The sequence below is a fragment of the Rhodoligotrophos sp. CJ14 genome (genome assembly GCF_038811545.1).
GTDB classification, from domain to species: domain Bacteria; phylum Pseudomonadota; class Alphaproteobacteria; order Rhizobiales; family Im1; genus Rhodoligotrophos; species Rhodoligotrophos ferricapiens.
Genome location: NZ_CP133319.1, coordinates 3,562,672 through 3,586,681 on the forward strand (window position 1 = coordinate 3,562,672; position 24,010 = coordinate 3,586,681).

The following is a 24,010-nucleotide window of genomic DNA, read 5'->3' on the forward strand; positions in this document are numbered from 1 at the left end:
GCCTGTGCCGCGAGATAATCGCGTTTTGCTGCCTGTCGCGCAAGCGCCCGGATCAGCTCGAGGATGTCCGGATCCATCCCAGCCCCGGCGGGTGTTATGCCGGGCGCTTTCCTCATCAGAACGGAACCTCATCATTGAGCTCAAGGGACGAGCTTGAGCCGAACGGTGCCTGGGCTGCGAAGCCTGCTGCCTGATCGGGATCCATGCCCCGGGCCGCCGGGTCATAACGGCCCCCATCATCGCGCTTGCTATCAAGCATTGTGAGCACGGCATTGAAGCCCTGCAGCACCACCTCGGTGGTGTAGCGGTCGCTGCCATCCTGATGCTGCCATTTGCGGGTCTGCAGCTGGCCTTCGATGTACACATACGAGCCTTTGCGGAGGTATTGCTCGGCGACCTTGGCCAGGGCTTCCGAGAACACGACCACCTGATGCCATTCGGTGCATTCCTTCCGCTCGCCTGTGGCGCGGTCCCGCCAATGCTCAGATGTGGCCAGGCTGAAAGAGGCGACCGGGCGGCCATCCTTGGTGTGGCGGATCTCCGGATCCTTGCCGAGGCGGCCGATAAGGGTCGCTTTGTTGAGTGAGCCCGCCATCACGCGAGCCCTTCGATCTTGCCGAGCAAACTGGCCAGCTTAGTGCCAGCGTCGATTTGGGTTCGGAAATCCGCGAAGGCCATTTCGACGGCATATCTCAGGCGGTGCAGATCAACGATGAAGTGCAGCTTGCCATCGCTGATACGATACCGAAGAAAGGCCTTCATGCTGTAGACGGGGCCGCCAAAGAAGATCGGAATGGCGATGGTCAGCTCGGATGGCACCCGGAGTTCGCCTTTTTGACCCGCCTTGGTCTCGACAGTCTCGGCATAGGTGAGCTGCTGCGACCCGTCATTGAGGCGAGTGCCACTGACAAACTCGACCTTCTTTGAGGCCTCGAGCTTCAGAGCGACCTCGAGCAGGCTGGCGCCATCTGGCTCAGCGACATCAGGTAGGTTTTCCTCAAGAAAATGAGCGAATTCGAGCTGTGGAGTTGCCTTGCCGTTGATCGCGCTCCATCTGGCAAACTGTTCTGATTTGACAGGGGAAAAGGATGCGCGGTGCGCTCGGCGAGCTGGCGTGCCTTGAGACTGCTCGATCCTGGGCCGGCCGTGGTAATCGAAGATGGCCTGGAAACCGAGAGCCTGATTGTCCGCTATGATCCGCGTTTCGGCCGTTTTAAAGTCGTTCACGTATGCAATGAACGATGCCGTATCGAGCAAGGTGATACGCTGCTTGATGTGGTCGCTGAGTGGCGGGTCGATAGGCGGTAAGTTCTCCGCGCGATAGCCCTCCGGGACCAGCAATGTCTTCCCGCCGCTCGGGTTATCGATCGGTGCAAAACTCGCGGCAATGCCGTTGCGCAGCATTTCGAGAGCATCGGCTGTCAGTGGTTCGCTCATAGGCAGGTTCCCCTTTGGCTAGAAAACGGGTGGCGATCAGTCGATGGCGCGAACCTCTTGCCGAGCGTGAGCCTCGACATCGCGCAGTGGCATTTCCATTTGCCTGGGATCGCGGCGGCTGAGATTGCCGTGCTCATCGACGAAGAAGAGCGACTTGGCCTTGTCGCCCTCCGGCAGCTTGGCCTTGATGGAATCGGTGATCTCTACTGAGCGCTCACCATTCGGCTTCACTGTCAGGGTCAGGGTGACCGTGCCGGCCTTGCGGGTGTCCCGCACCGCGTCGGCGAGATCGGCCAGTTTCTCAGTCAGTTCGTCATGAACGCGGCCGTGATCGAGCTCGGCCAGGATTGCGGAAAAGGAACGGCTCATGTGTGTTGCTCCTCAGGTGAGGGGGCGGCAAGGCTCAGTTGTTGCCGCGTCGACGTTCTGCGGCCTCAAACAGGGCAAGGTCGATAGCGCACGTGCATTTTTCAGGCTGGGTATCCAGCAGCTCGAGTGCGCCAGTGTCTTCGAGCAGCGCGAACGCTTCCTCGAAGTCCTCGGCGCTGAACTCGGTTGGCCCCACATAGAGCGTGCCGCTGTTGGTGAGGCCGGCTGCGGGATCTCGGCCGTGTTCATCGTCGTTCATGCCCCGCCTCGGGAGCGGGGGCGCGGCTGCAGAGCATCGAGGGGCTGCGAGCAGAGCGCGCCGCCATAGCCGCGCAGCGGGCAGACGATGGCACGGCCGGCATGAATGCCGCGGTCAATTCCGGTGATGACGGCGGGAGCATAGCCTTGCCCATCGAGCCGTGGCACGAGACATTCATCGCCAACGCGCCACTGGTGCTGGGCATCGCGCCACATCTGCACGGGTAGCCTCCCTCGATGGGAGCGCGCGTCGGCAAAGCTGATGATCTCAGCGCTGGCCATGCGGTTACCCCTCGAGCATGAAGGGGAGGCGCGGCTCCATGACAAGCGCGCGTTGGAAGGCTTCGTTTCGATGCTCGGTCACGACTGCTTTGGGAATCGCAACCTGATCGAAGTCTGCCTGGCTGACGCGACCTCGCTTCACCGCAGCATCGAGGATGACGTCGGCCATAAAGTCGATCAGCACCCCCTTTTTCCATTTGACCCGACCAATCCGGACGAAGGATCCCGGGTTCTCATACCGTGACTGGTGCGCTCGGTCATACGCTCGCGCAGCTTCCCACTGTTTCGCCGTCGTCCGCCCATCGGATTGAGCGAGTGTCGCGGTCGCGCTCAGTCCTGGAATGATGATCATGGGTTCCTCTACTCATCCGTTAGCTGCTAATGAGGAGGACTGTTACCGATAAATTGGTAGTTGATCAACTAACAAATTAGTAGACGAGGCACAAAAAGACGTCCCGACTTAGCGACTCGACTCTCGGTCCTTTTTCTGATTGAGAATCGGTCCAAACGGAGAACGGAGGCGCCAGGCATTATGGACGCTATGACCGATGCCGCACTAAAGCGGCCGCTCGCCAGCGCAAAATCGCTGAAAGTGGTCTGCGAGGATTGTGGGCGGGAGAAGACGTTGGATGCCAGGACGCTTGAGCAGCGGCGCGTAAGTCGGACAGCGCCGATAATCAATGTAATTTCGCGGCTAAGGTGCTCGTGGTGCCAAATTCAAGGTGGGGTTGGTGATAGCGTTTCAGTCAAGGTGTTTTGGAGGTAATTCGTCACTCGCGCCCTGTCTGGACGATTACATGTACGCTCACCACCCTCTCAGATGGAAATCGAAGGATATACTTCTCCGCCTCGGGTTCGTCTGACGTCCAGTTCTCGCGTGGCTCGTACTGCTCTAAGATAAGCTCTTTCGAATTCCAAGAAATGAAGCGCTTAACAAAGGCCGCTGGCGGCTCACCTTCCTCGTCCATGATTTGAGCGACAACAAAATCGCCCCGGCGAACGGGAAGGTTAGGGTTCACGAAGTGAACCTCACCAGCAAAGTACCTGGGCTCCATCGAGGTGCCGTATTGATAGACGCAATATGCGTTCCGAACTCCCTCCAAAGATGGGGGTGCTAGCACATCCTTGAGTTTGTGACCGTTTAACACGAACCGGCCATCCGATCCGCCAATGGCGCCGCCATAAAGCGGAATTCGTTGCCTCGGCAATCTCACAGGGCCGCCAGTTTCGGCATTCGGCTCGTGTTTTGGGTACGCTGCAGGTGTAGCAGCCGCGTCGTCGCTGCCCTCACCCAAGAGCCAATCCTCCGTGCGACCTAGTGCCCTGGCCAGTTCGCGCAACTTCTTCGGGCGAATGGAACGCCCCGCTTCAATTGCGCCTATACCTTGCTGGCTCATTCCAACGCGCTCGGCTAGCTCGGGCTGGGAAAGCCCAAGTGCTTCCCGCGCTTCCTTGAGGCGCTTCGCGATTGGCGGCAACTCGACTGGCTTGGTCATCAACATTTTGGTAGCAACCAGAGCACTATTCGTCTCAACTAAAAACATGGTTGAAACTTACTCATAAATTGGTAGAACTGTGTTCATGACGAACGCAGCGCTCCATCGCGCCGTCGAGCTGGTCGGGGGGCAGAGTCGCCTGGCTGAGCTGATCGGCACAACGCAATCTCACGTTTGGTATTGGCTCACCCGCGCAAAACGCGGTGTGCCCGGCGAGTTCGTTTTGCGCATTGAGGAAGTGACTGGCGGGAGAGTGAGTAGACATGATCTCCGTCCAGACATCTATCCCCACAGGTCCGCTGGGAAACACAATAGCCCATCGATTGAGCCTGTCTCTGGTAACGTGCCGGAGGTTTTACCGTGAACCCGGTTCGTCCGCGCCAAGCTGGTTCGTCGTTCGCGGCAATCGCGCTGATGCTGAAGCAGGTGGGCGGTGTCGATACCGTCGCCAGCTACACGGGCCGGAGGGAGTCTACGGTCTATCGATGGACCGACCCTGACCAGAGCGACGGGATACCTTTCAACATCGTATGCCAGATTTCCGAGCATTTCGGGATCACAACAGCGGCCGAACATCTGGCAATTCGCTCGGGCGGCTGGTTCTTGCCTAACCCGGCCATCGAACATGACGATGAGCTCGCCAGTGCTGCTGCCCAGGCCGCAGCAGAATATGCCGACCTCATCCATCGATACGCAAAGGCACTTGACCCAAAGAGCGAAGCCGGCCGGCAGGTCTCGCCGCGTGAGGCGGGCGAAATGGTCACCGGCATCGACGAGCTATATCGGGCGCTCGCTGTCCTGCGCGCTCTGGCTTTGGCCATCAGTGAGCGGGGCAACAGATGACGGCTCTTCTTTGGTCGGCAGCCGAGACTCGGGGTGTGACTCATGCCAGCACGTAACCCAATCGATGATCATGTGCTGCGGCAACTGGTGGCAGAAAATGCCCCCTACAAGGTCATGGTGAAACGGTTGCGAACCAGCCAGGATTTCATCAAGCGGCGCATCGTAGAGCTTGGGCTAGCAAAGCCTGCCGATACGGCGCGGGCTGTGCGCAACGCAAAAGTGCGCGAGCTCGCCGCCCGCGGCGTCAGCTGCTCTGTTGCCGCCGAGATCTTGGGATTGTCGTCCTCGAGCCTGCGTAAACTGGCCCGCGAGCTGAGTGTCACATTTTGGACAGGCGAGCGCGTTATCAGGCAAGCACGAAGGATTTTCCCCCAGGCTGTTGTACAGCCTCCACTCTGTGCAGCCGCCGCACTCCTCACCCCGCCCGTGTCCTCCCTCCCAATCGCGGGTGGGGTGAGCTTGTTGGAGCTGCGGGATTACGGCATGTGCCGGTGGCCCTTGGGGGAGGATGCCCGCGGATATGTCTTCTGCGGCGAGGCCTCTGAGCCGTCGCGGCCCTATTGTGCCCAGCACTGCGCCATCGCGTTCGAGCCTGGGCCCCCACCTCCGCTGTTGGGGAGGGCCGCCTAATGGGCACGAGGCAAAACACCTCTTCGGCTGTGATGCAGCAGCGAAGCGAGCCGCATGACTCGCTGGATGATTTCCCAACGCCGCCTTGGGCCACACGAGCCCTGATCGAGCATGTCCTGTTGCCCAATCTGCGCGTGCCCGATCCGCGTAAGCATATGCGCGAGAAGCTCACCTGTTGGGAGCCCGCCTGCAATCGCGGCCACATGGCGAGGCCGCTGGCGGAGTATTTCAGCAGGGTTCATGCCAGCGACATTCATGATTATCGGCAGGAATGGCCTGGCCAAGAGCGGCTGGTCGATTTCCTCTTCAACTTTGCCGAGACGTTATGCCTTGAGCCTTGCGGGGTTGATTGGGTCATTACCAATCCGCCCTTTCGCCTGGCCGAGCAATTCATTCACAGAGCCTGGCGCGTCACTGGCGTGAGTGGCGTGGCCATGCTCGTGCGCACGTCATTTCTCGAGGGGGTAGGGCGGTATGAAAACCTGTTCAAGGTTCGGCCCCCGTCCATCGTGGCGCAGTTTGTCGAGCGGGTTCCGATGGTGAAGGGGCGGCTCACCGCCACCGGCTCCACCGCCACTTCTTATTGCTGGCTCGTCTGGATGACGGGCGAGCTCGGCACCCGGCTCGAGTGGATCCCGCCTTGCCGGAAGCAGCTAGAACGGTCGGATGATTACGAGGTGGCGGCATGAGCGCTTCACCGCCCTTCATCTGTGACGCGCCAGGGTGCGGGCAATACGCCTCGATTGGCGAGGGTTGGTCGGGCAAGGCCGGCAGGCGCGGCCGGTGGTTCTGCGGCCCGCATTATCGCGAGCTGCAGGCCAGGCGCGCGGCCGATGAGGCCGCCCGGGCAACTGGGCAAACGAGATCAGCTCCGGCTGAAGTTCAAAGACGGCTCGAGGGGCTATGACAGAGCAACATGGGGATGATCGCCGCGACGGCTTGCTTGCCGCCGCGCTGGACTATGCGCGCCGGGGATGGCCGGTGTTCCCGTGCTCGCCCTCGCAGACCAAGGGCGAGAGCAAGCAGCCGCTGACGCCCAAATCCACATCTGGCCAGAAGGATGGCGGGCTTTATCTCGCCACCACCGATGAGGCGCAGATTAGAGCCTGGTGGAACCGCTTCCCCAAGGCACTGATCGGCATGCCCACGGGCGAACGCGCCGGGGTGTTCGTGGTCGATCTCGACCCGCGCAAGTTCCCGGCTGACGACATGCTGGCGAGCCTGGCCTCGTTCTGCGGTGGAGTGCTGCCGCCATGCCCGGTGGTGCGCACGCAATCGGGCGGGCTGCATCTGTGGTTTGCCTATCCCGAGATGCCGGCAGGCGAGCGCCTGGGCAACCGGGCGAGCCTGTTTTCCAAACTGGAGAACGTGGACGCTGCCATTGCCGGCCATGTCGATATCCGCGGTGAAGGCGGTTATGTGATCGTGCCGCCCTCGGTGATGGTGGATGGCGCGGCCTATCTCTGGGAGCAATCGCCCGATGATGGGCCAATCCCCGCAGCCCCGCCGCGGCTGTTGGATCTGGTGTTGCGCCGCGGTGAGTTTGCCCGAGGCGCGCCACATCATGCAACGCCGATCGCCAGTGGCACCGAGCCACAGGCCAAGGTGGATGAGGCGGTGCGGCGCTATGCGCTGGCAGCGCTCGACGGTGAGCTTGAGGAACTGGCATCCTGCCCCAAGGGGCGGCGCGGCTTTACCCTCAACAAATGTGGCTATGTGCTTGGCCAGCTGGTTGCGGCGGGGGCGCTTTCCCATGCCATCGTCGTTGCGGGCCTGAGAGATGCCTGCGCGCGCAACGGTCTGCCGGCGGCAGACGGCTGGAAGGTGGTCGATGCCAATATTGAACGCTCTGTGCGCGATGGCATGGCCTCGCCCCGTGACCTTTCCGACATAGAGCGCAAGGCGCGAGCTCGGGCCGAAGGTTTTGGGCGGCCTCGTCGTGATGAACCGCCACCGCCTGACCCCGATGACTATCCCGACCCCGCAGCCCCGTATGATGATGGCTGGGCTGATGATGGTGGCGCGGGCGCCCCGCCTGGCGGTGGCAGTGATGACATCGACCCGGAAAAGCTCGGCCGTTGCGCGGAGGAGCCGCAGAACGACACCGGCAACGGCCGGCGGCTGCTGATCTGGTTCGGGGATGACCTGCTGCAGGTGCGCGATGTTGGCTGGCATGCCTGGGCCGGCAGCCATTGGGAGGTCAAAGGCGGTGACGAATATGTCACCCGGCGAGCGCAGGAGGTCGCCGAGCGCATCGCCTATGAGGCCGACCTGATCAGCGCGACACCCTCCGAGCGATCCTTGCTCGAGGCGGCCAAGTCGATCCGCAAAAAGCCGGAGAAAGACCGCACCGAGGAAGAGAGTAACCTGCTGAAATCGGCCGCTGAGGTGCAGGACGCGGTTGAGAAGCGGCAGGCTGCCCGACGGCGGTTCGCTATCTCCTCGGGCAATAACTCGCGCATCGTCGGCATGATCACCCAGGCGCTGCCGCATAAGACCGTGGCGCCCGATGATCTCGACCCGGACCCGCTCAAGTTCAATGTGCTGAACGGCACGCTGGTGTTCAGGAAGGTCGAGGACCCGGAAGGGCCGGATCTGGATGAACCGCGCTGGGACATGACGGTTGAGCTGCAGCCGCATGACCGGGCCGACCTCATCACCAAGATGGCGCCGGTGCGCTATGACAGGGGCGCGACCTGCCCGAAATGGACAGCCTTCCTTGATCGCTTTTTGCCCGATGCGGCGGTGCGCGAGTTCGTGCAGGTCTATTCCGGCTATGGGCTCACCGGCCTGACCGGTGAGCAGGTGCTGGTGTTCATGTATGGCACCGGCGCCAATGGTAAGAGCACCTTCATCGAAGCCATCTGCCGGATGCTGGGGGCCTATGCGCAATCGCTCAATCCGGAGGCGGTGACTGGCATCGGCCAGCGGCGGGGCGATCAGGCAACGCCGGAGCTTGCCCGGCTTACGGGCGCGCGACTGGTGCGCGTTTCCGAGCTGCCGCGCGGTGAACCCTTGCGCGAAGGCCTGATCAAGGCCCTGACCGGTGGAGAGCCAACGCAGGTGCGCCACCTGCATAAGGGCTTCTTCGACATGTATCCGACCTTCAAGGCGGTGATGTCGGGCAATGACCTGCCGCAGGTGGGCGGTGTCGACCATGGCATATGGCGACGATTGCGGCTGATCCCCTGGAACGTGACCATTCCCGATGCCGAGCGCCGGCCTATGGAACAGGTGCTGGCGGAATTCGAGGCGGAACGGTCCGGCATCCTGAACTGGCTCATCGAGGGCCTGCGCAAATACATGACGCACGGGCTCCATGCGCCGCCAGAGGTCATGGCGGCAACGCTCGCCTATCGCGAGGAAATGGACCCTGTCGGCGGCTTCATCAATGACTGCGTCGAGCGAGCACCGCCTGGCGTGAGCGTGTCGGTGACGGCGCGGGAGATGTATGAGGCCTTCGTTGCCTGGTGCCATGCCAATGCGGTGCGGCCATGGAAGGAAGCGACCTTCGGACGGGTGATGCCGCAGAAGGGCTTCACCAAGACCAATGAGCGAATTAGGCGCTATCTCGACGTGCGGCTGCACGATGTCCCGGCGCGCGATGATGGCCAATCTGCGCCGCAGCCGCCGCATCCGGCGGATGATGACCCATGACATCGCCCGAATCTCGCGAGGGTTGCGAGGGTTTGCGAGGGTTTTGGAAAACCCTCGCCTTGCTGAAAGTCATTCAGGTTCAGTGACTTACGAAGTATCTGCGAGGGTTGCGAGGGTTTACGCGCGCCGCACGTATGAGAGAGAGGGGTAAGGGGTCAGAGCGATGTTTTCATACGACTATAGGGAAAAACCCTCGCAACTCTCGCAAGAGGAGATTAGAGGGCTGATAAATAAAGATAAAAGGGCTGCGAGGGTTGCTAACCAAGTCTCGTATAACCCTCGCAACCCTCGCAAAGCGACCATAAAGGCCGATTTGCGCCAGGACACGGACGCCTGGTCGCTGCTCGTCTGGGCTTACAAGACCGAATGCGTGCGGGCTTGTGCCGGCGGAACTGCCGATTGGGTGCAGACCCCTGATCGGTCATCCCTGTGCATGGCCGAGCGCCGCGGTGGCCTCATCAATGGCTGGCTGCCGGTGCACGAGGACTCGCTTTGGGTCGATGCCTGGGTGCGGCAGCTGAAGCGTGATGATTATTGGCTGATGGTGAAGCATGCCGAGCGTGGGGAAGTACCTAGCCGGGATGTGAAGCTGCCGCCACTGAAGTGCCGGCCGGTCATGAGGCAAACGGCGCATGGTCCCGTGCCGAAGATGCTAAGGCATCCGCGGACCCATCGTCCCTATGCGTGCTTGGTGGAATTCGTTGGCTATTCGCCAGCGGAGATCGCGAGGGCACAAGCCGAGGCTGACGCGCGCGCTGCTCGTTTCGAGGCAATGCTGGTGGCTCTGTTCCTGGATCTCGACCACATCGGCCAACCCTTAGGGAAATGGCGGGTTTTGGAGCCCTGGAAGGGATATTACGGCAGAACCAAATCTGCCGCTTGACATTTTGCGCAAAAAACTTGACAGTCCGCACATGCTGAGCGCATTGCGCGTTCGGGCGAACCCCTCCGGAGAGTTCCGCGAGGGGTTTTTTGTTGGGCATCTCCCATATGGCGACCGTCGACCCTTCCCGCACCTTGGCCGACATGACCAAGGCTGAGAAGAACATTCGGTTTGGCATTGCTCGTGGGCTTACCCAGACAGCACAGGCGGCCCATCGCGATCTGGTCAAGGGTGCTCGCGCGGCGTTCGACAGGCCGACAAAGGCTACGCTGGATGCGTTCTACATCCGCCCGGCAACGCGCGAGCTGCTCGAGGCAGAGGTTGGTGTGAAAGATGAGCTCGCTGGTTTTGCCAAGGGGACGCCTGCCTCGAAGTTCTTGGCGCCCCACATCTTTGGGGGAGGTCGACGCCAGAAGCGATCGGAACGTGCTCTGTCCATAGCCGGTCTGATGGGCAACAAGGGCTTCCTGGTGCCGGGCTCAGGCATGAAGCTCAATCAGTATGGCAACATACCGGGCAGCACCATGGTACGCATCCTGGCCGACCTTCGAGCAGCTGAGACCACCGCCGGCTATCAGATGAACCGCACGGCCGCATCGCAGAAGCGGAACAGGAACTATCGCCGCGAGCGCTACTTCGTGCCGCCGCCCGGCAGCAAGCTTACGCCGGGGGTCTATCGCCGCCGTGGTGGCAAGATCGCACCCGTCCTGATCTTCGTGCCCGATGTCCAGTACCACAAGCGGTTCGACTTCTTTGGCATCGTCAGCCGCAGCGTCGAGCGAAATGCATCAAGGCTCATCCAGCGGTCGATACGGCAGGCGCTGGCAACGATGCGGTGAGCGACGGGGCCCCTGGGGTGCAGGGATTTTGCGGGTAATTCGGACCGCGGGCCCCCGCCAGTCTCACGGCTTTTTCGAAGCCTAAACAGCAGCTAAAGACACGCTAAAGAGGAACATCATCGGTGAGTTTAGCAGAGGCAACGCACGCGCATATCGTGAGCAAGGGCGAGTTCGCGCGCCTGAGCAACGTGACGCCCGGGCGGGTCTCACAGTGGATAGCCGAGGGCAAGATCCACGGGCCCGCCCTGGTTGGCGATGGTCGGATGGCGCGGATCAATGTGGCGATCGCGCAAGCCCAGCTGCGCGGCAATCTCGACATCGGGCAGCGGCTTGGCAATGGCATCGAGACGCGTCTCGATACTTGTCTCGACGCCCATCCCGGCGCCACTGATGGCGGTGCTGCCCGCAGTCCTGGCGCCAGTTCCGCGAGCAGCCCGACCGCTCCTGCGGCGTCACCGGTCTGGACGCCGCCTGCCCCGGCAGTCGATGCCTTCGAGGATCGGCTGCGGCGCGAGAAGATCCGGGAGCTCGAGTTTCGCAATCGTGCGGCCGCCGAGCAGGAGCTCGCGCGCCGGGGGATCTATGTGCGCAGCGACCAGGCGGGCATGGCGATGCGCAATGCCTTGCGCGAAATGCTGACCGTCTGCGAGGGGGCGCTGAGCGATCTCGCCTCCGCGATCGCCGCCAAATTCGAGGTGCCGCAGCGGGATGTGCTGCACCTCATGAAGACGGAGTTTCGCGCTGTGCGCCAGCGCGCATCGGAGGCCGCTGCGGCACGCGCCAAAGCCATGCCTTCGATCATCCCGGACATACAAGACGACACCGAGGATCTGCCCGCGTGACCATCCACATCACCAATGCGGAGCGCCTCGCCATGGAAGCCCTGGCGGAGGTGTTCACGCCGCCGCCGCCCGTCGACTTTCTCGGTTGGGCCGAGGACAATATCATCTTCTCCGAACGGGAGAGCCAATTCCCGGGTCCCTATAACCGCACGCTGTTTCCGTATTTCGACGAGATCCTCAGGGCACTCGGGCCGGATGACCCCTGCCGCTTCGTCACCCTAATCAAATCCGCCCAGATCGGCGGCACCGTGCTCGGCAATATCTTCGTTTGCGGCTCGATCGCGATGGACCCGGGCGACTTGCTCTATGTGCACCCGACCGAGGAAAATGCTCGGCGCTGGTCGAAGATGAAGCTGGCGCCCATGCTGCGGTCCAACACCGCGATTAGCGAGATGTTCCCGCAGCGCTCGCGCGATGGCTCCGACTCGGTGATGTACAAGGAGCGTCGCGACGGCCGCGGCGCCATTCAGATCTCAGGCGCAAATTCGCCGGCAAGCCTCAGCCAGGTGACCATGCGCCGCCAAGTGCATGACGATCTTGCCAAATGGGAGATGAATGCGGCGGGCGACCCGGAGGTGCAAGCCGACAGCCGCTCGCGGAGTCACGAGTTTGCCAAGATCCTGAAGGTCTCGACCCCGCTCATCCTGCCGGGGTGCCGGATCACGAGAAGCTTCGAGGCGGGCAGCCAGGAATATCCTTATGTGCCGTGCCCGCATTGCGATCATATGCATGTGCTCGAATGGGAGAACATGCTCGCCAATCTGGACGAGGCGCATCCGGAGAATGCCTGTTTCACCTGTCCGGCTTGCGGCGCCGAGATCCTCGAGCATCATCGCCGCTCCATGCTGGCCGGGCTCCAATGGCGGGCACATAATCCGCAGGCGATGCGCGAGCATCGCTCGTTCTACATCTGGTCTGCCTATTCCTATCTTCAGTCTTGGGAACGGATTGCCCGCGAGTGGCTGAAGGCCAAGGGCGATCCGGCGTCCGAGCAGACCTTCCTCAATGACACCGTGGGCTTGGCGTACAAGGCGCAGGGCGAGTCCGTGTCATGGGAGACCATCCGCGATCGCGCCTCTGAAGCGGCATACGGGCGCGGGCAGATCCCGCGCGGTGCGCTGCTGATCACCATCGGCGTTGATTGCCAGCAGGATCGTGTCGAGTGGCAGGTGGTGGGCTGGGGGGCCGAGTTCCGCCGCTATGTCATTGAGTATGGCGTCTTTCCCGGTCACATCTCGGATGTGGAATGCCAGGACAAGCTCGACGGGCTGCTGGTGCAGACCTGGCCCAATGCCGCAGGTCAGCAGCTTGCCGCGGACCTCCTGGCCATCGACGGCAATGCCTGGACCGAGGATGTGTGGGGATGGGCGCGCAAGCACCCGGTCTCCAAGGTAATCATGGTCCGCGGCGTTGCCAGCGAGACCGCGCCGCGCATTCAGCGGGTCAAGAAGGAGCGCACCCGAAGCGGCAAGCTGCTGCGCTACTCCAAGCGGTTCTACAACTTCGGGACGAGCGTCATGAAGATGTCGCTCTACCGGGATCTCGGCAAAGAGGATCCGGGCGAGCGCGGCTATGTGGGTTTTCCGCGCGGGCTGGATGACGAGTATTTCCGGCAGCTCACAGCCGAGCGCCGCAAAGGTGTCCGGAACAAGGCCGGCTTCACCGTCTATCAGTGGGTGAAGGATCCGAACCAAGCCAATGAGGGGCTCGACACCATGCTGCAAGCGGAAGCTGCCGCCACCAAGCTTGGCGTGCGCAGCCTGCCCGATGCGGCCTGGGCAAAGCTCGAGGCTGAGCGGGAGACCCCGCCTGCCGACGCTCAGTTGGATTTCGAGGATCTGCCGATTGCCAAGGCCCCACTGTCCGCTCCCGCCAAACCGACAGAACGTGCCCCGGCCGCCGCCGCCGAGCCTGAGCTTCGGCCAACGGGAGTGCCTCTGCCCAGGCCGCAGCGCCGCGTGGTGCGGTCGGGATTCTTGGGGCGATAGGAGCTGAGCATGGCCTGGACCCAACGTGATCTCGATAATCTTAAGAGCGCGATCGCGCAAGGCGTGACCTCGGCACGGATCGGTGACCGTCAGGTGCAGTATCGCAGCCTGCAGGAGATGCGCGAGACCCTGGCCCTCATCGAGGCCGAGGTGTCGGGCACCTCGGCTCGGCGATCGCGCCAGTTCCGGTTCAGAACGTCGAAGGGGCTTTGATCCATGGGATTGTTCTCGCGCGTCGGTCGAGCCCCGGTCCAGACCGCGGTCCAGACCCCGGCCCGGACCGCGGTCCGAGCTGCGGCCCAGACCGTGGCAAGGGTCGTGCCCAAAACCTTGGCCCGGGCGATCATGGCGCGCGCCTATCCGGGCTTTTCTGGTTATGAGGGGGCGAGCCAGTCACCGCGCATGGCGCGGTGGCTGGCGCCGAAGGCCGGCCCCAATGCACTTGCCCAGACGGGACTTGCCACGTTGCGCGACCGCTCGCGCGACATGGTGCGCAACAACGGTATCGCCGACAGCGCCGTCGATACGATCGTCACGAACACCATCGGCACTGGCATCGTGCCGCAGTTCCAGACGCCTGATCCGGAGTTCAACCGCAAGCTGGCCGAGCTCTGGCTCGAATGGACGGACGAGGCGGACGCCGATGGTCGGCTCGACTTCTATGGCCTGCAGGCGCTCGCGGTCCGCTCCATGGTCGAGGCGGGAGAAGTTTTTGCCAGGCTGCGGACCCGCCGCATCGAGGATGGTCTGTCGGTGCCGTTCCAGGTGCAGCTCATCGAGAGCGAGTTCTGCCCGCTGAACAAGAATGAGGACAGCGGCGCGAACAAGATCCGGGCCGGGATTGAGTTCGATCCGATTGGCCGCCGGCTGATGTACCATCTGTACCGCAGCCACCCGGATGATCTGACCTACGGCTATCTCGGCAACGTGCTCGAGATCGTGCCGGTCCCCGCTGCGGAGGTGGCGCATCTTGCGAGCATCCGCAGGCCCGGCATGGTCCGCGGTGAGCCGTGGCTCACGCGGGCGTTGGTCAAGCTGCATGACCTCGACAAATACGACGACGCCCAGCTCATGCGCCAGCAGCTGGCGGCGCTGTTCGCGGGCTTCGTCATTGAGGATATCCCGGAGGACTATGACGAGAACGAAGGGCCGCTTGGCAGCCCGGTTGATCCGGATGGCTATGCGGTCGAGCCGCTCGAGCCCGGCACGATGCAGCTACTGCCGCGCGGCAAGGATGTGAAGTTCAGCGAGCCGCCGGATCCGGGCAACTCCTATGTGGAGTTCATGCGCCAGCAGCTGCGCGCGATCGCAGTGTCGGCCGGCGTGCTCTATGAGCAGCTCACCGGGGATTACAGCCAGGTCAATGACCGGACGTTCCGCGCCTCTGTCAATGAGTTCCGGCGGCGCTGCGCGATGTGGCAGCACGATCTTGTTGTCTTCCAGTTTTGCAGGCCGGTGGTTCGCCAATGGGCAACCCTCGGCATCCTTGCCGGCAAGATCGTCCCGCCCCGTGGCATCAACCTCGGCATGATTGCGCGGCCAAAATGGGTGCCGCAGGGCTGGGATTATATCAACCCGGTTCAGGACGTGCAGGCCCGCACCGCTGAGGTTCGCGCCGGTTTCCGCTCGCGGAGCGATGTGGTCTCCGAGCGCGGATACAATGTGGAGCAGGTCGACGAGGAGATCGCGGCAGACAATGCCCGGGCCGATCGCTTCGGCATCGTGCTCGACAGCGATCCGCGCAAGGGCAAGGCCGGCGGGCAGGCAGCGCCAGCATCACAAGCGGATCCCGGCGGATCTCAAGAGCCGGATGACCCGGCGGATTCCGACGATCCGCAGGATCCGGAAGACACCGAGTAAGGACGCACAACATGGATATCCTGGTTGACGGTGAGCTGTATCTCTACGGCACCGTGGGGGACAGCTTTTGGGACGAGGGCTTCACGTCCATGGATGTGGTGCGTGCCCTGGCCGAGCTTGGCCGCACGACAGACGTGACGGTACACATCAACAGCGGCGGCGGCATCGCCTTCGAGGGCAGCGCGATCTACAACGCGCTCGCCGCCCATGCCGGCAAGGTCACCGTGATCGTTGAGTCCATTGCCGCCTCGGCCGCCTCGCTCATCGCCATGGCGGGTGAGGAGATCATCATGCGCAAGGGCGCGATCATGATGATCCATGACCCCTCGATGATCACCATCGGCAATTCCGAGGATCATCAGAAGAGCGTCGCCATCCTCGACAAGCTCGCTGACAGCATGGCCGATATCTATGCGGAAAAGACCGGGCGCAGCGCGGATGAGATCCGCCAGGAGATGCGCTCGGAGATCTGGCTTGAGGCCGAAGACGCCGTCGCCCAAGGCTATGCGGATCGCCTGGACGAGGCTGACGCACCCGAACCGACAGCCTTCGATTATCGCCTCTACCAGAATACGCCAGAGCGGATCGTCGCCCTGGCGGATGCCCGCGCTTGGAGCAAGCGCGGGAAACTCAAGGCGGCCCCCGCCGCGCCAACCCGTCAGCAGAAGGATCGTGCCATCATGACGGCTCAAATCCCGGCGGAGCTCAACCCCGCCGCTACCAATCCCACCACGCCTCTTGTCGAAACGAAAGGCCCGACTGCAGCGGAAGTTGCCCTTGCGGCGGCCGAGATCGCTGAGATCTGCACTGCGGCCGGCGTGCCGCAAATGACTGCCACCCTGATCAAGGAGGGCGTGACCCCTGCCGAGGCGCGGATTCGCGCGGATACCGCAAAGCAGATCCGCGCCACGGTGGATCTGGCACGCACGGCTCCCGGCATCGAAGCCGATCTTGCCGACCAGTTCATCGCACAGGGTGCCTCGATCGAGCAGGTGCGCGCGCAACTGTTCGAGAAGATCGCGACGGCTCAGCAGCCGACCACAATCAACACTGTGCTGCCGCCCAAGAGCGACGCGCCGCGCTTCGATCTTGTCGCGGACATGAAGCGCCGTATCGGCATGGCCTGAGAACGGGCTGAAGCTGCAGGCCGAAGAACAGGCTCTGCTTTTTGACTGGGAGATTTCCTCATGGCCTATCAAACACTGTCCTACAAGGTCGACTCCGATGTCGTGAAGACGGAGGGGAAAAACCGCTACTCCCGTGACGAGGTGATCCTCGCCTCAGGATCGCCGGCGCTGGAAGTCGGCACCGTGCTCGGCATGGTCACCACCACCGGCAAATATGAGCAGCTGGACCCAGCGGCATCGGACGGCACCCAGACCGCTCGTGCCATTCTTCTGGAGAAAACACCGGCGCTGTCGGCAGACCGGAGGGTGGTCGTGCTGGCTCGTGCCGCCGAGGTCGTATCGCAGGCCCTGATCTGGCCGGCAGGTATCAACGCCACCCAGAAGGCCACCGCGCTCGCATCACTCGATGGCCGCGGCATCGTTGCTCGCAACGGAGTGTGAGCTCTCCTCGCTCGCAATCGAAGACTGATGAGCGACCTGTCGCTCGCAAGGGAGTGTAATGCACCATGACGCCACTTGATCTCTTGAACGCACCGGAGTTCGCGGATCCCCGCTTGACCGAGGTGATCAACCTGCCGCCCTATCAGACGGGCCGCCCCGCGCAGCTCGGCATCTTCGCCGACACGCCGATCCCCACCACTTACGTCAAGCTCGGCATCGTCGATGGCGAGATCACCGTCATTCCCGCCAGGGAGCGTGGTGGTCCGGGCAACAAGAACATGCGGAACAACCTCGCTGAGACGATGCTCACCATTCCGCATTTTCCGCTGGATGATGCCATCACCCCGTCCGATCTGCAGAACCTTACTGCCTATGGCATGAACTACATCCTGCAGACGCTCGGCGGCGTCGTGAACCAGAAGATGCTCAGCCTCCGTCAGAAGCATGATGCCACCCATAATCAGCTGGATTGGGGCGCCCTGAAGGGCCAGGTGCAGGACGGCGAAGGCAAGGTTCTCGCTGATCTGTTCGATGCCTTCGATATCACTCAAACCACCGTGGCGTTTGCGCTCGCCACCACCACAACCGATGTCGCGGCTAAGAACCGTGCAGTGAAGGCGGCCATTCGCAAAGAACTGCGCGGTGCGCCGTCAACTGGTGTCAGAGTGCTCGCCGGAGCGCAGTGGTTCGATGCCTATGTCAACCACCCCTCCGTCAAAGCCGCACTGAAGGATTACCGGGGGAACACGCCGGACCCGGGCCGTGACGACATCCAAGACACATTCAGTTACGCGGGTGTGACCCTCGAGCGGATTGACGAGGAGTTCCAGTTCCGCAAACCCGATGGCACCTTCGAGGTGCAGCCCGCCGTTGATGCAGATGAGGCCATCGCGATCCCGCTCGGCACGCCCTACTTCAAGCGCTATATCGCGCCGCCGGACACCATCATGGATGCCAATATTGCGCCCAACCCGGCGAACAAGATCTTCGTCTCCACCGATGATCTGCCGCATGGCAAGGGGCGCGATATCCACACCGAGTCCAACGTCCTGCCGGTCTGCACCCGTCCCTCGCTGCTGATCCGCTTGACCATGTAACTGCCTGGCCTGCTGCGCAGGCCTGGCGTTTTCCGTCCACCCGCGCCGAGCATGGGCGCTGCCTTATGAGGTCCATCATGCAAGTTCGCACGACGAAGCGCTTTGAGTTCGTAGACGAGACCACCAATCGCCTCACTCGGGTACCCGCCGGCTGGACGGGTGAATTGTCCGGCAATGCACTCGATGAGGCTCGTAAGGCCGGCGCCTTGGATGAGGCTTACAGCCGGACCGCAGCGCCAAAGGGCGACGCCGAAGGTGCGCCCGAGGGCGCGGCCAAGCTCGAGGACATGACAAAGGCCGAGCTCGAGGCCGAAGCCAAGCGCCGCAACGTCGATCTCACCGGTGCCAACACCAAGGCTGAGATCATCGAGAAGCTCAAAGCCTGAAGAGGCCTTGATCATTGATCTGCGAAAGGGCGCCCGCGTAGGCGCGCGCGCCCGCCCTTCACATGTTTGGAGCAGACGGCATGTTTGATTTCGGGCCCATGGATAGCGCCCTCCTCGGCATCTTTGGTGAGACCATCACGGTCCGCAGCCAGGGGCTCCATGGCGATCGTGAGATCACGGCCGTCTATGACTCGCGCAATTACGAGGTGCTCGAGGGCGAGGCCGGCAGCACCGATGTGATCACCACCATCCGGATCCGTACCGAGGATGCCCCGTTCATTCGGGCTGACGATGTGATCATCGCCCGCCAGACCCACTATTCCGTTCTCGATATCCGCACCGATCCCGAGGGCATGACCACCCTTCTGCTCGGCAAATACAAGGGCTGCCTTGCAGCCGAGGTGCTCCCATGACCCATCGCAGACAAGCCATTCGAACGGCCGTCGCTGATCTCCTGCGCGCAGCAATGCCGCTCGGCTGCATCGTGGCGCGCACCCGCACCCGGTCGACCCAGGCGAACGAACTTCCCGCCGTGCTGGTCTATACGCTTCGCGAGACCTCCGAGCCGGCGACCATCGGCCCGAAGCTCGACCGCAGCGCATCGCTGCTGATCGAGATCAGGGTCGCGGACTCCAACGATCTCGATGACCGGATCGACGATCTGTGTGAGAAGGTCGAGGTGGCCATGGCCGTGGATCCAACATTCGGCCGCTTGGCGATCAACTCCTATCTGGCGGCGACCAACATCGGTCTGGATGGCGAGAGCGAGAGTCGCCAGGGCATCGCTGTCCTCGATTACAGCGTGAACTATCGCACCCCTTGATCCCCAACCCTGCCGCCTCGTGCGGCCCGTCTAGCTCCTCGAGGAGGCTCCTATGCCAGAAAGCACATCGGCTGGAACAAAGATCTCGATCGGCACCACTGCGGTGGCACATGCCACGGACACGTATACCGAGATCGGCGAGGTCACCAATCTTGGTGAGTTCGGCCGAACCTATCAGGAAATCACGCACGAGCCGCTGGCCAGCCGCGACGTGCGCAAACACAAGGGCACGCGCAATGATGGCAGTCTGGTCATACAGCTGGCGCGTGACATCAACGATGCTGGCCAGGAAGCAGTCGAGGCGGCCCTCGACAGCGACTTCGACTACAACTTCAAGATCGAGCTGAATGACAAGCCGGAGGAAGATGGGACCAATACGCTCATCTACATCAAGGCCAAGGTCATGGCCTTCACCGACAATATCGGCGGGCCCAACCAGGTGGTTGGCGGCACAATCACGCTGGGCATCAAAACGGGGTCAAAGGTGATCGTGCCGGCTGCGCCTGGGGCATGACCGCTTACAAGGTCAAACCACGTCGCTCGCACATGATCTTGACGTGCCTAGCCTCATCGTCGGTTTGCCCGTAGCTGATCACAACCATAGTCTTAGGGGTCATGACGCCGATGAAGGGGCGGCGCCCCGTATAGCCGCCATAGCCGTTCTTAGCATTGGCCAATCCGCAAACTGTAACGAGGCCGTTCTCGGCCCTTCCAGCCACCACCCTGTTGAGGCGTAAGGATTCGGGATCTTTTAATCCATTTTCCAGACCCGCCCTCACCTTGGTGAGATCCGCATCTGAAAGGACGATCGGCTCTAAGGGCCGGCTATCCTCTGCAAGTGCGGCACTGGTCAAGGCAGCGGCCACTCCAACTGCGGCTGCAAATTTGCTTCTGCGGCTCATCAGTTCCCCCCTCTGGAGTAGTTATGTCGTCATCAAAATCACATGTCGAAGATACCGTCGAGATAGAACTAGACGGCGAGCGGATCACCCTGCGGCCGACACTTGAGGCTGCGATGCTGGTTGATACTCAGTTCGGCGGCTATACCGCGGCTTTTCAGGCGTTGCTCAATCATAGCCTGAGTGCAGCCATCACGATCATCTCTGCGGGGTCCGGAAGATCGGTCAATAACGATTTGCGTGCCAAGGTTTACCAGCACGGGGTGCGCAATCTGGTCGGGCCACTCAGCCGGTTCGTGACAATCCTCGCCAATGGTGGCCGTGAGCCTTCCGGCGACGATGATGAGGGCGCGTCCTCGGGAAAGTGATCACCCATGCCGAGCATCATAGATGGCTGCTCGGAATCGGCATGGGATGGCTAGGCTGGACCGAGCAGCAGACGTTGCAAACGACCATGGCGTCGATCATCGCGGCATATAAGGGCCGCGTCGACATGTTCCGGGCGCTGTTCGGCCCATCAAACCGCGATGCCCAGCAACCACGCTGGAAGCCCGCCACCGCGGCCAATGTGAAAGCCATCCTTGGGAGGTTCGGTTGAACATTCAGCCTCTTCGTGTCCCTATCACTGCGGACATTAGTCAGCTCGGGCCGGGCTTCGAGAAGGCTCGCGGCCAGATCCGGCTATTCAGCCGTGATGCGACGGCCGAGGCAGGCAAGTTCGCCGGCATGATGAAGCAGAGCACCAATGAGGTGCTTGGCATCGTCGGCCGACTGGGGCCTGGCATGACAGCTGGCCTTGCCGGTTTTGCCGGCGGCTTCCTTGCCGGCGGCGTGATGACCGGTGTGACTGAGGGGATCACGCTGCTTCGGGATAGTCTCGTCGAGCTCAGCCAGACAGCGGCCGATGCCAAGATGGCTGGCGTCGGCGTGGAGGCATTCCAGGCGCTTCAATATGCAGCTAGGCTCTCGAAGGTCGGTGTTGATGCGCTTACCGATGGTCTGAAGGAGCTTCAGCTCCGCGCCGATGAGTTCATCGTGACGGGCAAAGGGCCTGCGGCTGAAGCATTCGCCCGCATCGGCATGTCCCCGCAGGAGATCAAGGAGCGGCTGAAGGATCCGGCTGAGTTCCTCACCGAGATCATGAGGCGGATCTATGACCTCGATAAGGCCGCTCAGATCCGCATCCTTGATGAGCTGTTGGGCGGTACGGCCGGTGAGCAGTTCATCCGGTTCCTTGAACGCGGACGCGACGGTCTGGCCGATCTTCAGCGCGAGGCGCGCACGACAGGCAATGTGCTGGAGAAGGAGATCTTCGACGAGGCCGAGAAGATCAATGCGGAGTTCGCGGCCTGGGCGACCACCATCGAAATGCATGCCAAGCGCGCGGCTGTCGGGTTTCTCGGCACCCTCCGCAGCATCTATCGCGACGTGGCCAATGTCACCGATGACGAAGAAGGCAGAGCAGATCGGCGGGCAGAGCTCCTCGAACAAGAGAAGTTTTGGACTGAGGAATTAGCCAGAGCACGCGAGCAGGCCGCCAACACCGGACTCGACGTAGATCTCAAAAAGGCCGAGAACACTCAAGTTTACCTTGAAGGGATCCGCGCGGCCATACAGGAGCTGGATAAGCTCTCTGAGGCCGAGAAGAAAAGGAACGAACCCGGACCTCGCCAATCCCAGGGCGGGCGTATTCGCTACCGCTTCACCGGGATCGACCCCGATGCCCAACGCCAGTTCGATCGGGAGCGCGAGGCGGCCGAGCGCGAAGCGCAGCGGCAGGCCGACAAGGTTGAGCAAAACCGCCAGCGCGAAAAGGATGCGATCGACGGCGTCATCGAGTCCTTGCAGTTTGAGCAAGAGCAGCTTGGCCGGACGGCAAAGGAGCAAGAACTTTACAACCGGCTGAAGCAAGCCGGTGTCACGCTGTCGAGTGAGGCGGGCCAGCAGATCGAGCATGAGGTCGATCAGCTCTATGCCAAACAGGCAGCAGTCGATGCATCGAAGGCCGCGCTCGAAAAGGCCAAGGAATCACAGATCGCTTTCAACGAGTCGATCAAGGATCTGTCGGCTTACGGCATCGATGCCTTCACCGATCTGGCGACCGGCGCGAGCAGCCTAACCGATGTGCTCGACGACCTCGCCAACATGCTGCTGAGGGCTTCCATCCAGGCGGCGCTTCTTGGCGAGGGTCCGCTGGCGGGCTTGTTCGGCACCTCCCAAGGCGGCGGCATTCTTGGCGCTCTGCTGCCCACCGTCCCCAGCTCCATGGGCAACATCATCGCGGGCGGGCGGATCATTCCGCATGCCAAGGGCGGCATCATCAATTCGCCGATCGCCTTCCCGATGCGGAACGGCAATATCGGCACCGCTGCGGAGACGGCACCGGAGGGGATCTTCCCGGTCAAGCGCATGAGCAATGGCGAGCTTGGCATTCGCGGCACCGTCGGTGCCCCCTCGATCAGTGTCACCTATGCGCCGGTTATCGATGCCCGTGGGGCCGATGCCGGTGTCGAGGCGCGGCTGATGAGGCAGCTGCAGCAGCAGCGGGCGGACTTCGAGCGCCAGTTGCCCGAGATGGTCAAGAATGCTCAACGGCGGTCGAGTCTCTTCTGATGACAATTACCCCTTTGCCAGATGTGGACTATGTTCCGCCGCGGACCTTCGAGCCGCGCCGCACCACGCTTGCCACGCCATTCCGCGGCGGTGGTGGCCAGGTCGCGGAGGTCGGCCCGGCGCGGTGGGTCGCGACCTACACCACCCAAACCTTGGACCTGATCCAGCTTGGCGCATTCCAAGCCTGGCTGGATGATCGCCGCGGCGGCCTCGAGCCCTTCCTCGGCCATGATCCGCTGCGGCCGCTGCCGGTGCAGTACTTGGCCAGCGGGCTGCCGGCAACCACCTCAGCTGGCAATCCCTTTGCCGGGACTGGCGCCGTCACGGCCTTGACCGCCACGACGATCCGCATGGCCGGCCTGCCCGCGAACTTCCAGTTCCGAGCGGGCGATTATGTCAGCATCGTCGAGGGCGCCAAGCGTGGGCTGTTCCGGGTGGCCGCCGATCTGCTCGGTGCCAGCAACGGAATTGCCACTGTCACCGTGCAGCCGGACGTGCCGCTCAACATCTTCACCACGGCCGCGACCTACAGCCTGATCAAGGCGGCCTGCCTAATGGTTATCGATCCGCATCGATCCGCGAGGAAGCGGCGGGCAGCCGGGTCTCGATCAGCTTCAGCGCCGTGCAGAGGGTGCTCTGATGCGCACGATCGATGCCGCAACCCTGGCCGTCCTCGATGCGGGTGCCTATGCCGAGCGGGATATGATCCTGTTCGACTTCCCGTCCGGCTATTACGGGTTCTGGACCGGTGAGGGCGTGTTCAACTGGAACAGCTTTACGTTCGTGGGGAGCGGCTCGGTGCTGACCGTGGTCCAGATCGAGGAGCGGGATGATCTGGGCTCGGTGCCGCTTGAGATCCGGCTGCGCGCCTTGCCTGAGGCCGGCTTGACCGACGATGTGCTCGCGACGATCGAGGTCGAGCAGTATCACCAACGGCCGGTCTCGATCTACAAAGCCTATTTTCACCCGCTCACCGCGGCGCTGCTTTCGGTCAATCCACGCTATCGCGGCTATGTCGACCAAATCGAGCATGAGGAAGGGGCAGATGGCTCATATGTCCTGGTCGGCCGCATCGAAAGCCGCTCGCTCGATCATAGCCGCACCGGCTACCGCCTGCGGTCGGATGCCGATCAGCAGCTGATCGCGCCCGGCGATACCGGGCTGCGCTATGCCGGGCTCGCCGGCAAGCAGCAAATCTGGTGGGGCACGCACCCGCCGAAGAAGATCAATTCCTGAGGTG

Annotated in this window: 31 protein-coding genes; 23 read left to right on the top strand and 8 right to left on the bottom strand. The window is 62.3% G+C overall.

Annotated elements, in window-relative coordinates:
- Window positions 1–115 precede the first annotated feature (115 nt).
- The 7 genes from ssb to RCF49_RS16685 all read right to left on the bottom strand — a co-directional run bounded on the left by ssb (window position 116) and on the right by RCF49_RS16685 (window position 3,890).
- Window positions 116–595: a single-stranded DNA-binding protein gene (gene ssb, locus RCF49_RS16655; protein ID WP_342640912.1), complete on the bottom strand. Its 480-nt coding sequence runs from the start codon at window positions 593–595 to the stop codon at window positions 116–118.
- Complete coding sequence (locus RCF49_RS16660; RefSeq protein WP_342640913.1) at window positions 595–1,437, bottom strand: DUF2303 family protein; 843 nt, start codon at window positions 1,435–1,437, stop codon at window positions 595–597. Before RCF49_RS16660 ends, ssb begins: the two co-directional genes overlap by 1 nt.
- Window positions 1,438–1,473: 36 nt before the next feature.
- Window positions 1,474–1,806, bottom strand: a complete 333-nt coding sequence (locus RCF49_RS16665; RefSeq protein WP_342640914.1) for a hypothetical protein — start codon at window positions 1,804–1,806, stop codon at window positions 1,474–1,476.
- Between the two features lie 34 nt (window positions 1,807–1,840).
- Window positions 1,841–2,065, bottom strand: coding sequence for a hypothetical protein (locus tag RCF49_RS16670; RefSeq protein ID WP_342640915.1), 225 nt, complete (start codon window positions 2,063–2,065; stop codon window positions 1,841–1,843).
- Window positions 2,062–2,346, bottom strand: coding sequence for a hypothetical protein (locus RCF49_RS16675; RefSeq protein ID WP_342640916.1), 285 nt, complete (start codon window positions 2,344–2,346; stop codon window positions 2,062–2,064). Before RCF49_RS16675 ends, RCF49_RS16670 begins: the two co-directional genes overlap by 4 nt.
- A gap of 4 nt (window positions 2,347–2,350) precedes the next feature.
- On the bottom strand, window positions 2,351–2,698 hold the full coding sequence (locus RCF49_RS16680) for a hypothetical protein (RefSeq protein ID WP_342640917.1): 348 nt from the start codon (window positions 2,696–2,698) through the stop codon (window positions 2,351–2,353).
- A gap of 418 nt (window positions 2,699–3,116) precedes the next feature.
- Window positions 3,117–3,890: an XRE family transcriptional regulator gene (locus RCF49_RS16685; protein ID WP_342640918.1), complete on the bottom strand. Its 774-nt coding sequence runs from the start codon at window positions 3,888–3,890 to the stop codon at window positions 3,117–3,119.
- Between the two features lie 37 nt (window positions 3,891–3,927).
- On the opposite strand from RCF49_RS16685, the gene RCF49_RS16690 reads away from it, so the two are divergent.
- The 18 genes from RCF49_RS16690 (at window position 3,928) to RCF49_RS16775 (ending at window position 19,772) form a co-directional block, all read left to right on the top strand.
- Window positions 3,928–4,206, top strand: a complete 279-nt coding sequence (locus tag RCF49_RS16690) for a helix-turn-helix domain-containing protein (RefSeq protein ID WP_342640919.1) — start codon at window positions 3,928–3,930, stop codon at window positions 4,204–4,206.
- Window positions 4,203–4,685 (top strand): hypothetical protein, encoded by a 483-nt coding sequence (locus tag RCF49_RS16695; RefSeq protein ID WP_342640920.1) that lies wholly within the window; start codon window positions 4,203–4,205, stop codon window positions 4,683–4,685. Before RCF49_RS16690 ends, RCF49_RS16695 begins: the two co-directional genes overlap by 4 nt.
- 42 nt (window positions 4,686–4,727) lie before the next feature.
- A complete protein-coding gene (locus RCF49_RS16700) occupies window positions 4,728–5,315 on the top strand; it encodes a GcrA family cell cycle regulator (protein WP_342640921.1) in 588 nt (195 codons plus the stop codon).
- Complete coding sequence (locus RCF49_RS16705; RefSeq protein ID WP_342640922.1) at window positions 5,315–6,004, top strand: methyltransferase; 690 nt, start codon at window positions 5,315–5,317, stop codon at window positions 6,002–6,004. Before RCF49_RS16700 ends, RCF49_RS16705 begins: the two co-directional genes overlap by 1 nt.
- Window positions 6,005–6,218: 214 nt before the next feature.
- Window positions 6,219–8,972, top strand: a complete 2,754-nt coding sequence (locus RCF49_RS16710) for a phage/plasmid primase, P4 family (protein WP_342640923.1) — start codon at window positions 6,219–6,221, stop codon at window positions 8,970–8,972.
- 313 nt (window positions 8,973–9,285) lie between these two features.
- Window positions 9,286–9,855 (top strand): hypothetical protein, encoded by a 570-nt coding sequence (locus tag RCF49_RS16715; protein ID WP_342640924.1) that lies wholly within the window; start codon window positions 9,286–9,288, stop codon window positions 9,853–9,855.
- 107 nt (window positions 9,856–9,962) lie between these two features.
- The gene (locus RCF49_RS16720; RefSeq protein WP_342640925.1) at window positions 9,963–10,694 is read left to right on the top strand and encodes a hypothetical protein; all 732 of its coding nucleotides are present in this window, start codon (window positions 9,963–9,965) and stop codon (window positions 10,692–10,694) included.
- Between the two features lie 122 nt (window positions 10,695–10,816).
- On the top strand, window positions 10,817–11,536 hold the full coding sequence (locus RCF49_RS16725) for a hypothetical protein (protein WP_342640926.1): 720 nt from the start codon (window positions 10,817–10,819) through the stop codon (window positions 11,534–11,536).
- Window positions 11,533–13,524 (top strand): phage terminase large subunit family protein, encoded by a 1,992-nt coding sequence (locus RCF49_RS16730; protein WP_342640927.1) that lies wholly within the window; start codon window positions 11,533–11,535, stop codon window positions 13,522–13,524. The genes RCF49_RS16725 and RCF49_RS16730 overlap by 4 nt, the downstream gene beginning before the upstream one ends.
- 9 nt (window positions 13,525–13,533) lie before the next feature.
- Window positions 13,534–13,737, top strand: coding sequence for a phage head-tail joining protein (locus RCF49_RS16735; RefSeq protein WP_342640928.1), 204 nt, complete (start codon window positions 13,534–13,536; stop codon window positions 13,735–13,737).
- A gap of 3 nt (window positions 13,738–13,740) precedes the next feature.
- Window positions 13,741–15,384 (top strand): phage portal protein, encoded by a 1,644-nt coding sequence (locus tag RCF49_RS16740; RefSeq protein ID WP_342640929.1) that lies wholly within the window; start codon window positions 13,741–13,743, stop codon window positions 15,382–15,384.
- Between the two features lie 11 nt (window positions 15,385–15,395).
- A complete protein-coding gene (locus RCF49_RS16745) occupies window positions 15,396–16,511 on the top strand; it encodes a head maturation protease, ClpP-related (protein WP_342640930.1) in 1,116 nt (371 codons plus the stop codon).
- A gap of 60 nt (window positions 16,512–16,571) precedes the next feature.
- Entirely contained in the window at window positions 16,572–16,952 is a 381-nt protein-coding gene (locus tag RCF49_RS16750; protein ID WP_342640931.1) for a head decoration protein, read from the top strand.
- 65 nt (window positions 16,953–17,017) lie between these two features.
- Window positions 17,018–18,049, top strand: a complete 1,032-nt coding sequence (locus tag RCF49_RS16755) for a major capsid protein (RefSeq protein WP_342640932.1) — start codon at window positions 17,018–17,020, stop codon at window positions 18,047–18,049.
- 77 nt (window positions 18,050–18,126) lie between these two features.
- Entirely contained in the window at window positions 18,127–18,435 is a 309-nt protein-coding gene (locus tag RCF49_RS16760) for a hypothetical protein (RefSeq protein ID WP_342640933.1), read from the top strand.
- Window positions 18,436–18,515: 80 nt separating this feature from the next.
- On the top strand, window positions 18,516–18,848 hold the full coding sequence (locus tag RCF49_RS16765; protein WP_342640934.1) for a head-tail joining protein: 333 nt from the start codon (window positions 18,516–18,518) through the stop codon (window positions 18,846–18,848).
- The gene (locus RCF49_RS16770; protein WP_342640935.1) at window positions 18,845–19,258 is read left to right on the top strand and encodes a hypothetical protein; all 414 of its coding nucleotides are present in this window, start codon (window positions 18,845–18,847) and stop codon (window positions 19,256–19,258) included. Before RCF49_RS16765 ends, RCF49_RS16770 begins: the two co-directional genes overlap by 4 nt.
- Window positions 19,259–19,310: 52 nt before the next feature.
- Entirely contained in the window at window positions 19,311–19,772 is a 462-nt protein-coding gene (locus RCF49_RS16775) for a hypothetical protein (protein ID WP_342640936.1), read from the top strand.
- A 4-nt stretch (window positions 19,773–19,776) separates the two neighbouring features.
- On the opposite strand, the gene RCF49_RS16780 is transcribed toward RCF49_RS16775, so the two are convergent.
- Window positions 19,777–20,160 carry a hypothetical protein gene (locus RCF49_RS16780; protein ID WP_342640937.1) on the bottom strand — a complete coding sequence of 128 codons (384 nt, stop codon included), beginning with the start codon at window positions 20,158–20,160 and terminating at the stop codon, window positions 19,777–19,779.
- A 23-nt stretch (window positions 20,161–20,183) separates the two neighbouring features.
- On the opposite strand from RCF49_RS16780, the gene RCF49_RS16785 reads away from it, so the two are divergent.
- The 5 genes from RCF49_RS16785 to RCF49_RS16805 are packed head-to-tail and all read left to right on the top strand — an operon-like array spanning window position 20,184 to window position 24,006.
- Complete coding sequence (locus tag RCF49_RS16785) at window positions 20,184–20,525, top strand: hypothetical protein (RefSeq protein ID WP_342640938.1); 342 nt, start codon at window positions 20,184–20,186, stop codon at window positions 20,523–20,525.
- Window positions 20,522–20,755, top strand: a complete 234-nt coding sequence (locus RCF49_RS16790; RefSeq protein ID WP_342640939.1) for a hypothetical protein — start codon at window positions 20,522–20,524, stop codon at window positions 20,753–20,755. Before RCF49_RS16785 ends, RCF49_RS16790 begins: the two co-directional genes overlap by 4 nt.
- Window positions 20,752–22,770 carry a phage tail tape measure protein gene (locus tag RCF49_RS16795; protein ID WP_342640940.1) on the top strand — a complete coding sequence of 673 codons (2,019 nt, stop codon included), beginning with the start codon at window positions 20,752–20,754 and terminating at the stop codon, window positions 22,768–22,770. Before RCF49_RS16790 ends, RCF49_RS16795 begins: the two co-directional genes overlap by 4 nt.
- Window positions 22,770–23,522, top strand: coding sequence for a hypothetical protein (locus RCF49_RS16800; RefSeq protein WP_342640941.1), 753 nt, complete (start codon window positions 22,770–22,772; stop codon window positions 23,520–23,522). Before RCF49_RS16795 ends, RCF49_RS16800 begins: the two co-directional genes overlap by 1 nt.
- Window positions 23,410–24,006 (top strand): hypothetical protein, encoded by a 597-nt coding sequence (locus tag RCF49_RS16805; protein WP_342640942.1) that lies wholly within the window; start codon window positions 23,410–23,412, stop codon window positions 24,004–24,006. The genes RCF49_RS16800 and RCF49_RS16805 overlap by 113 nt, the downstream gene beginning before the upstream one ends.
- Window positions 24,007–24,010 lie beyond the last annotated feature (4 nt).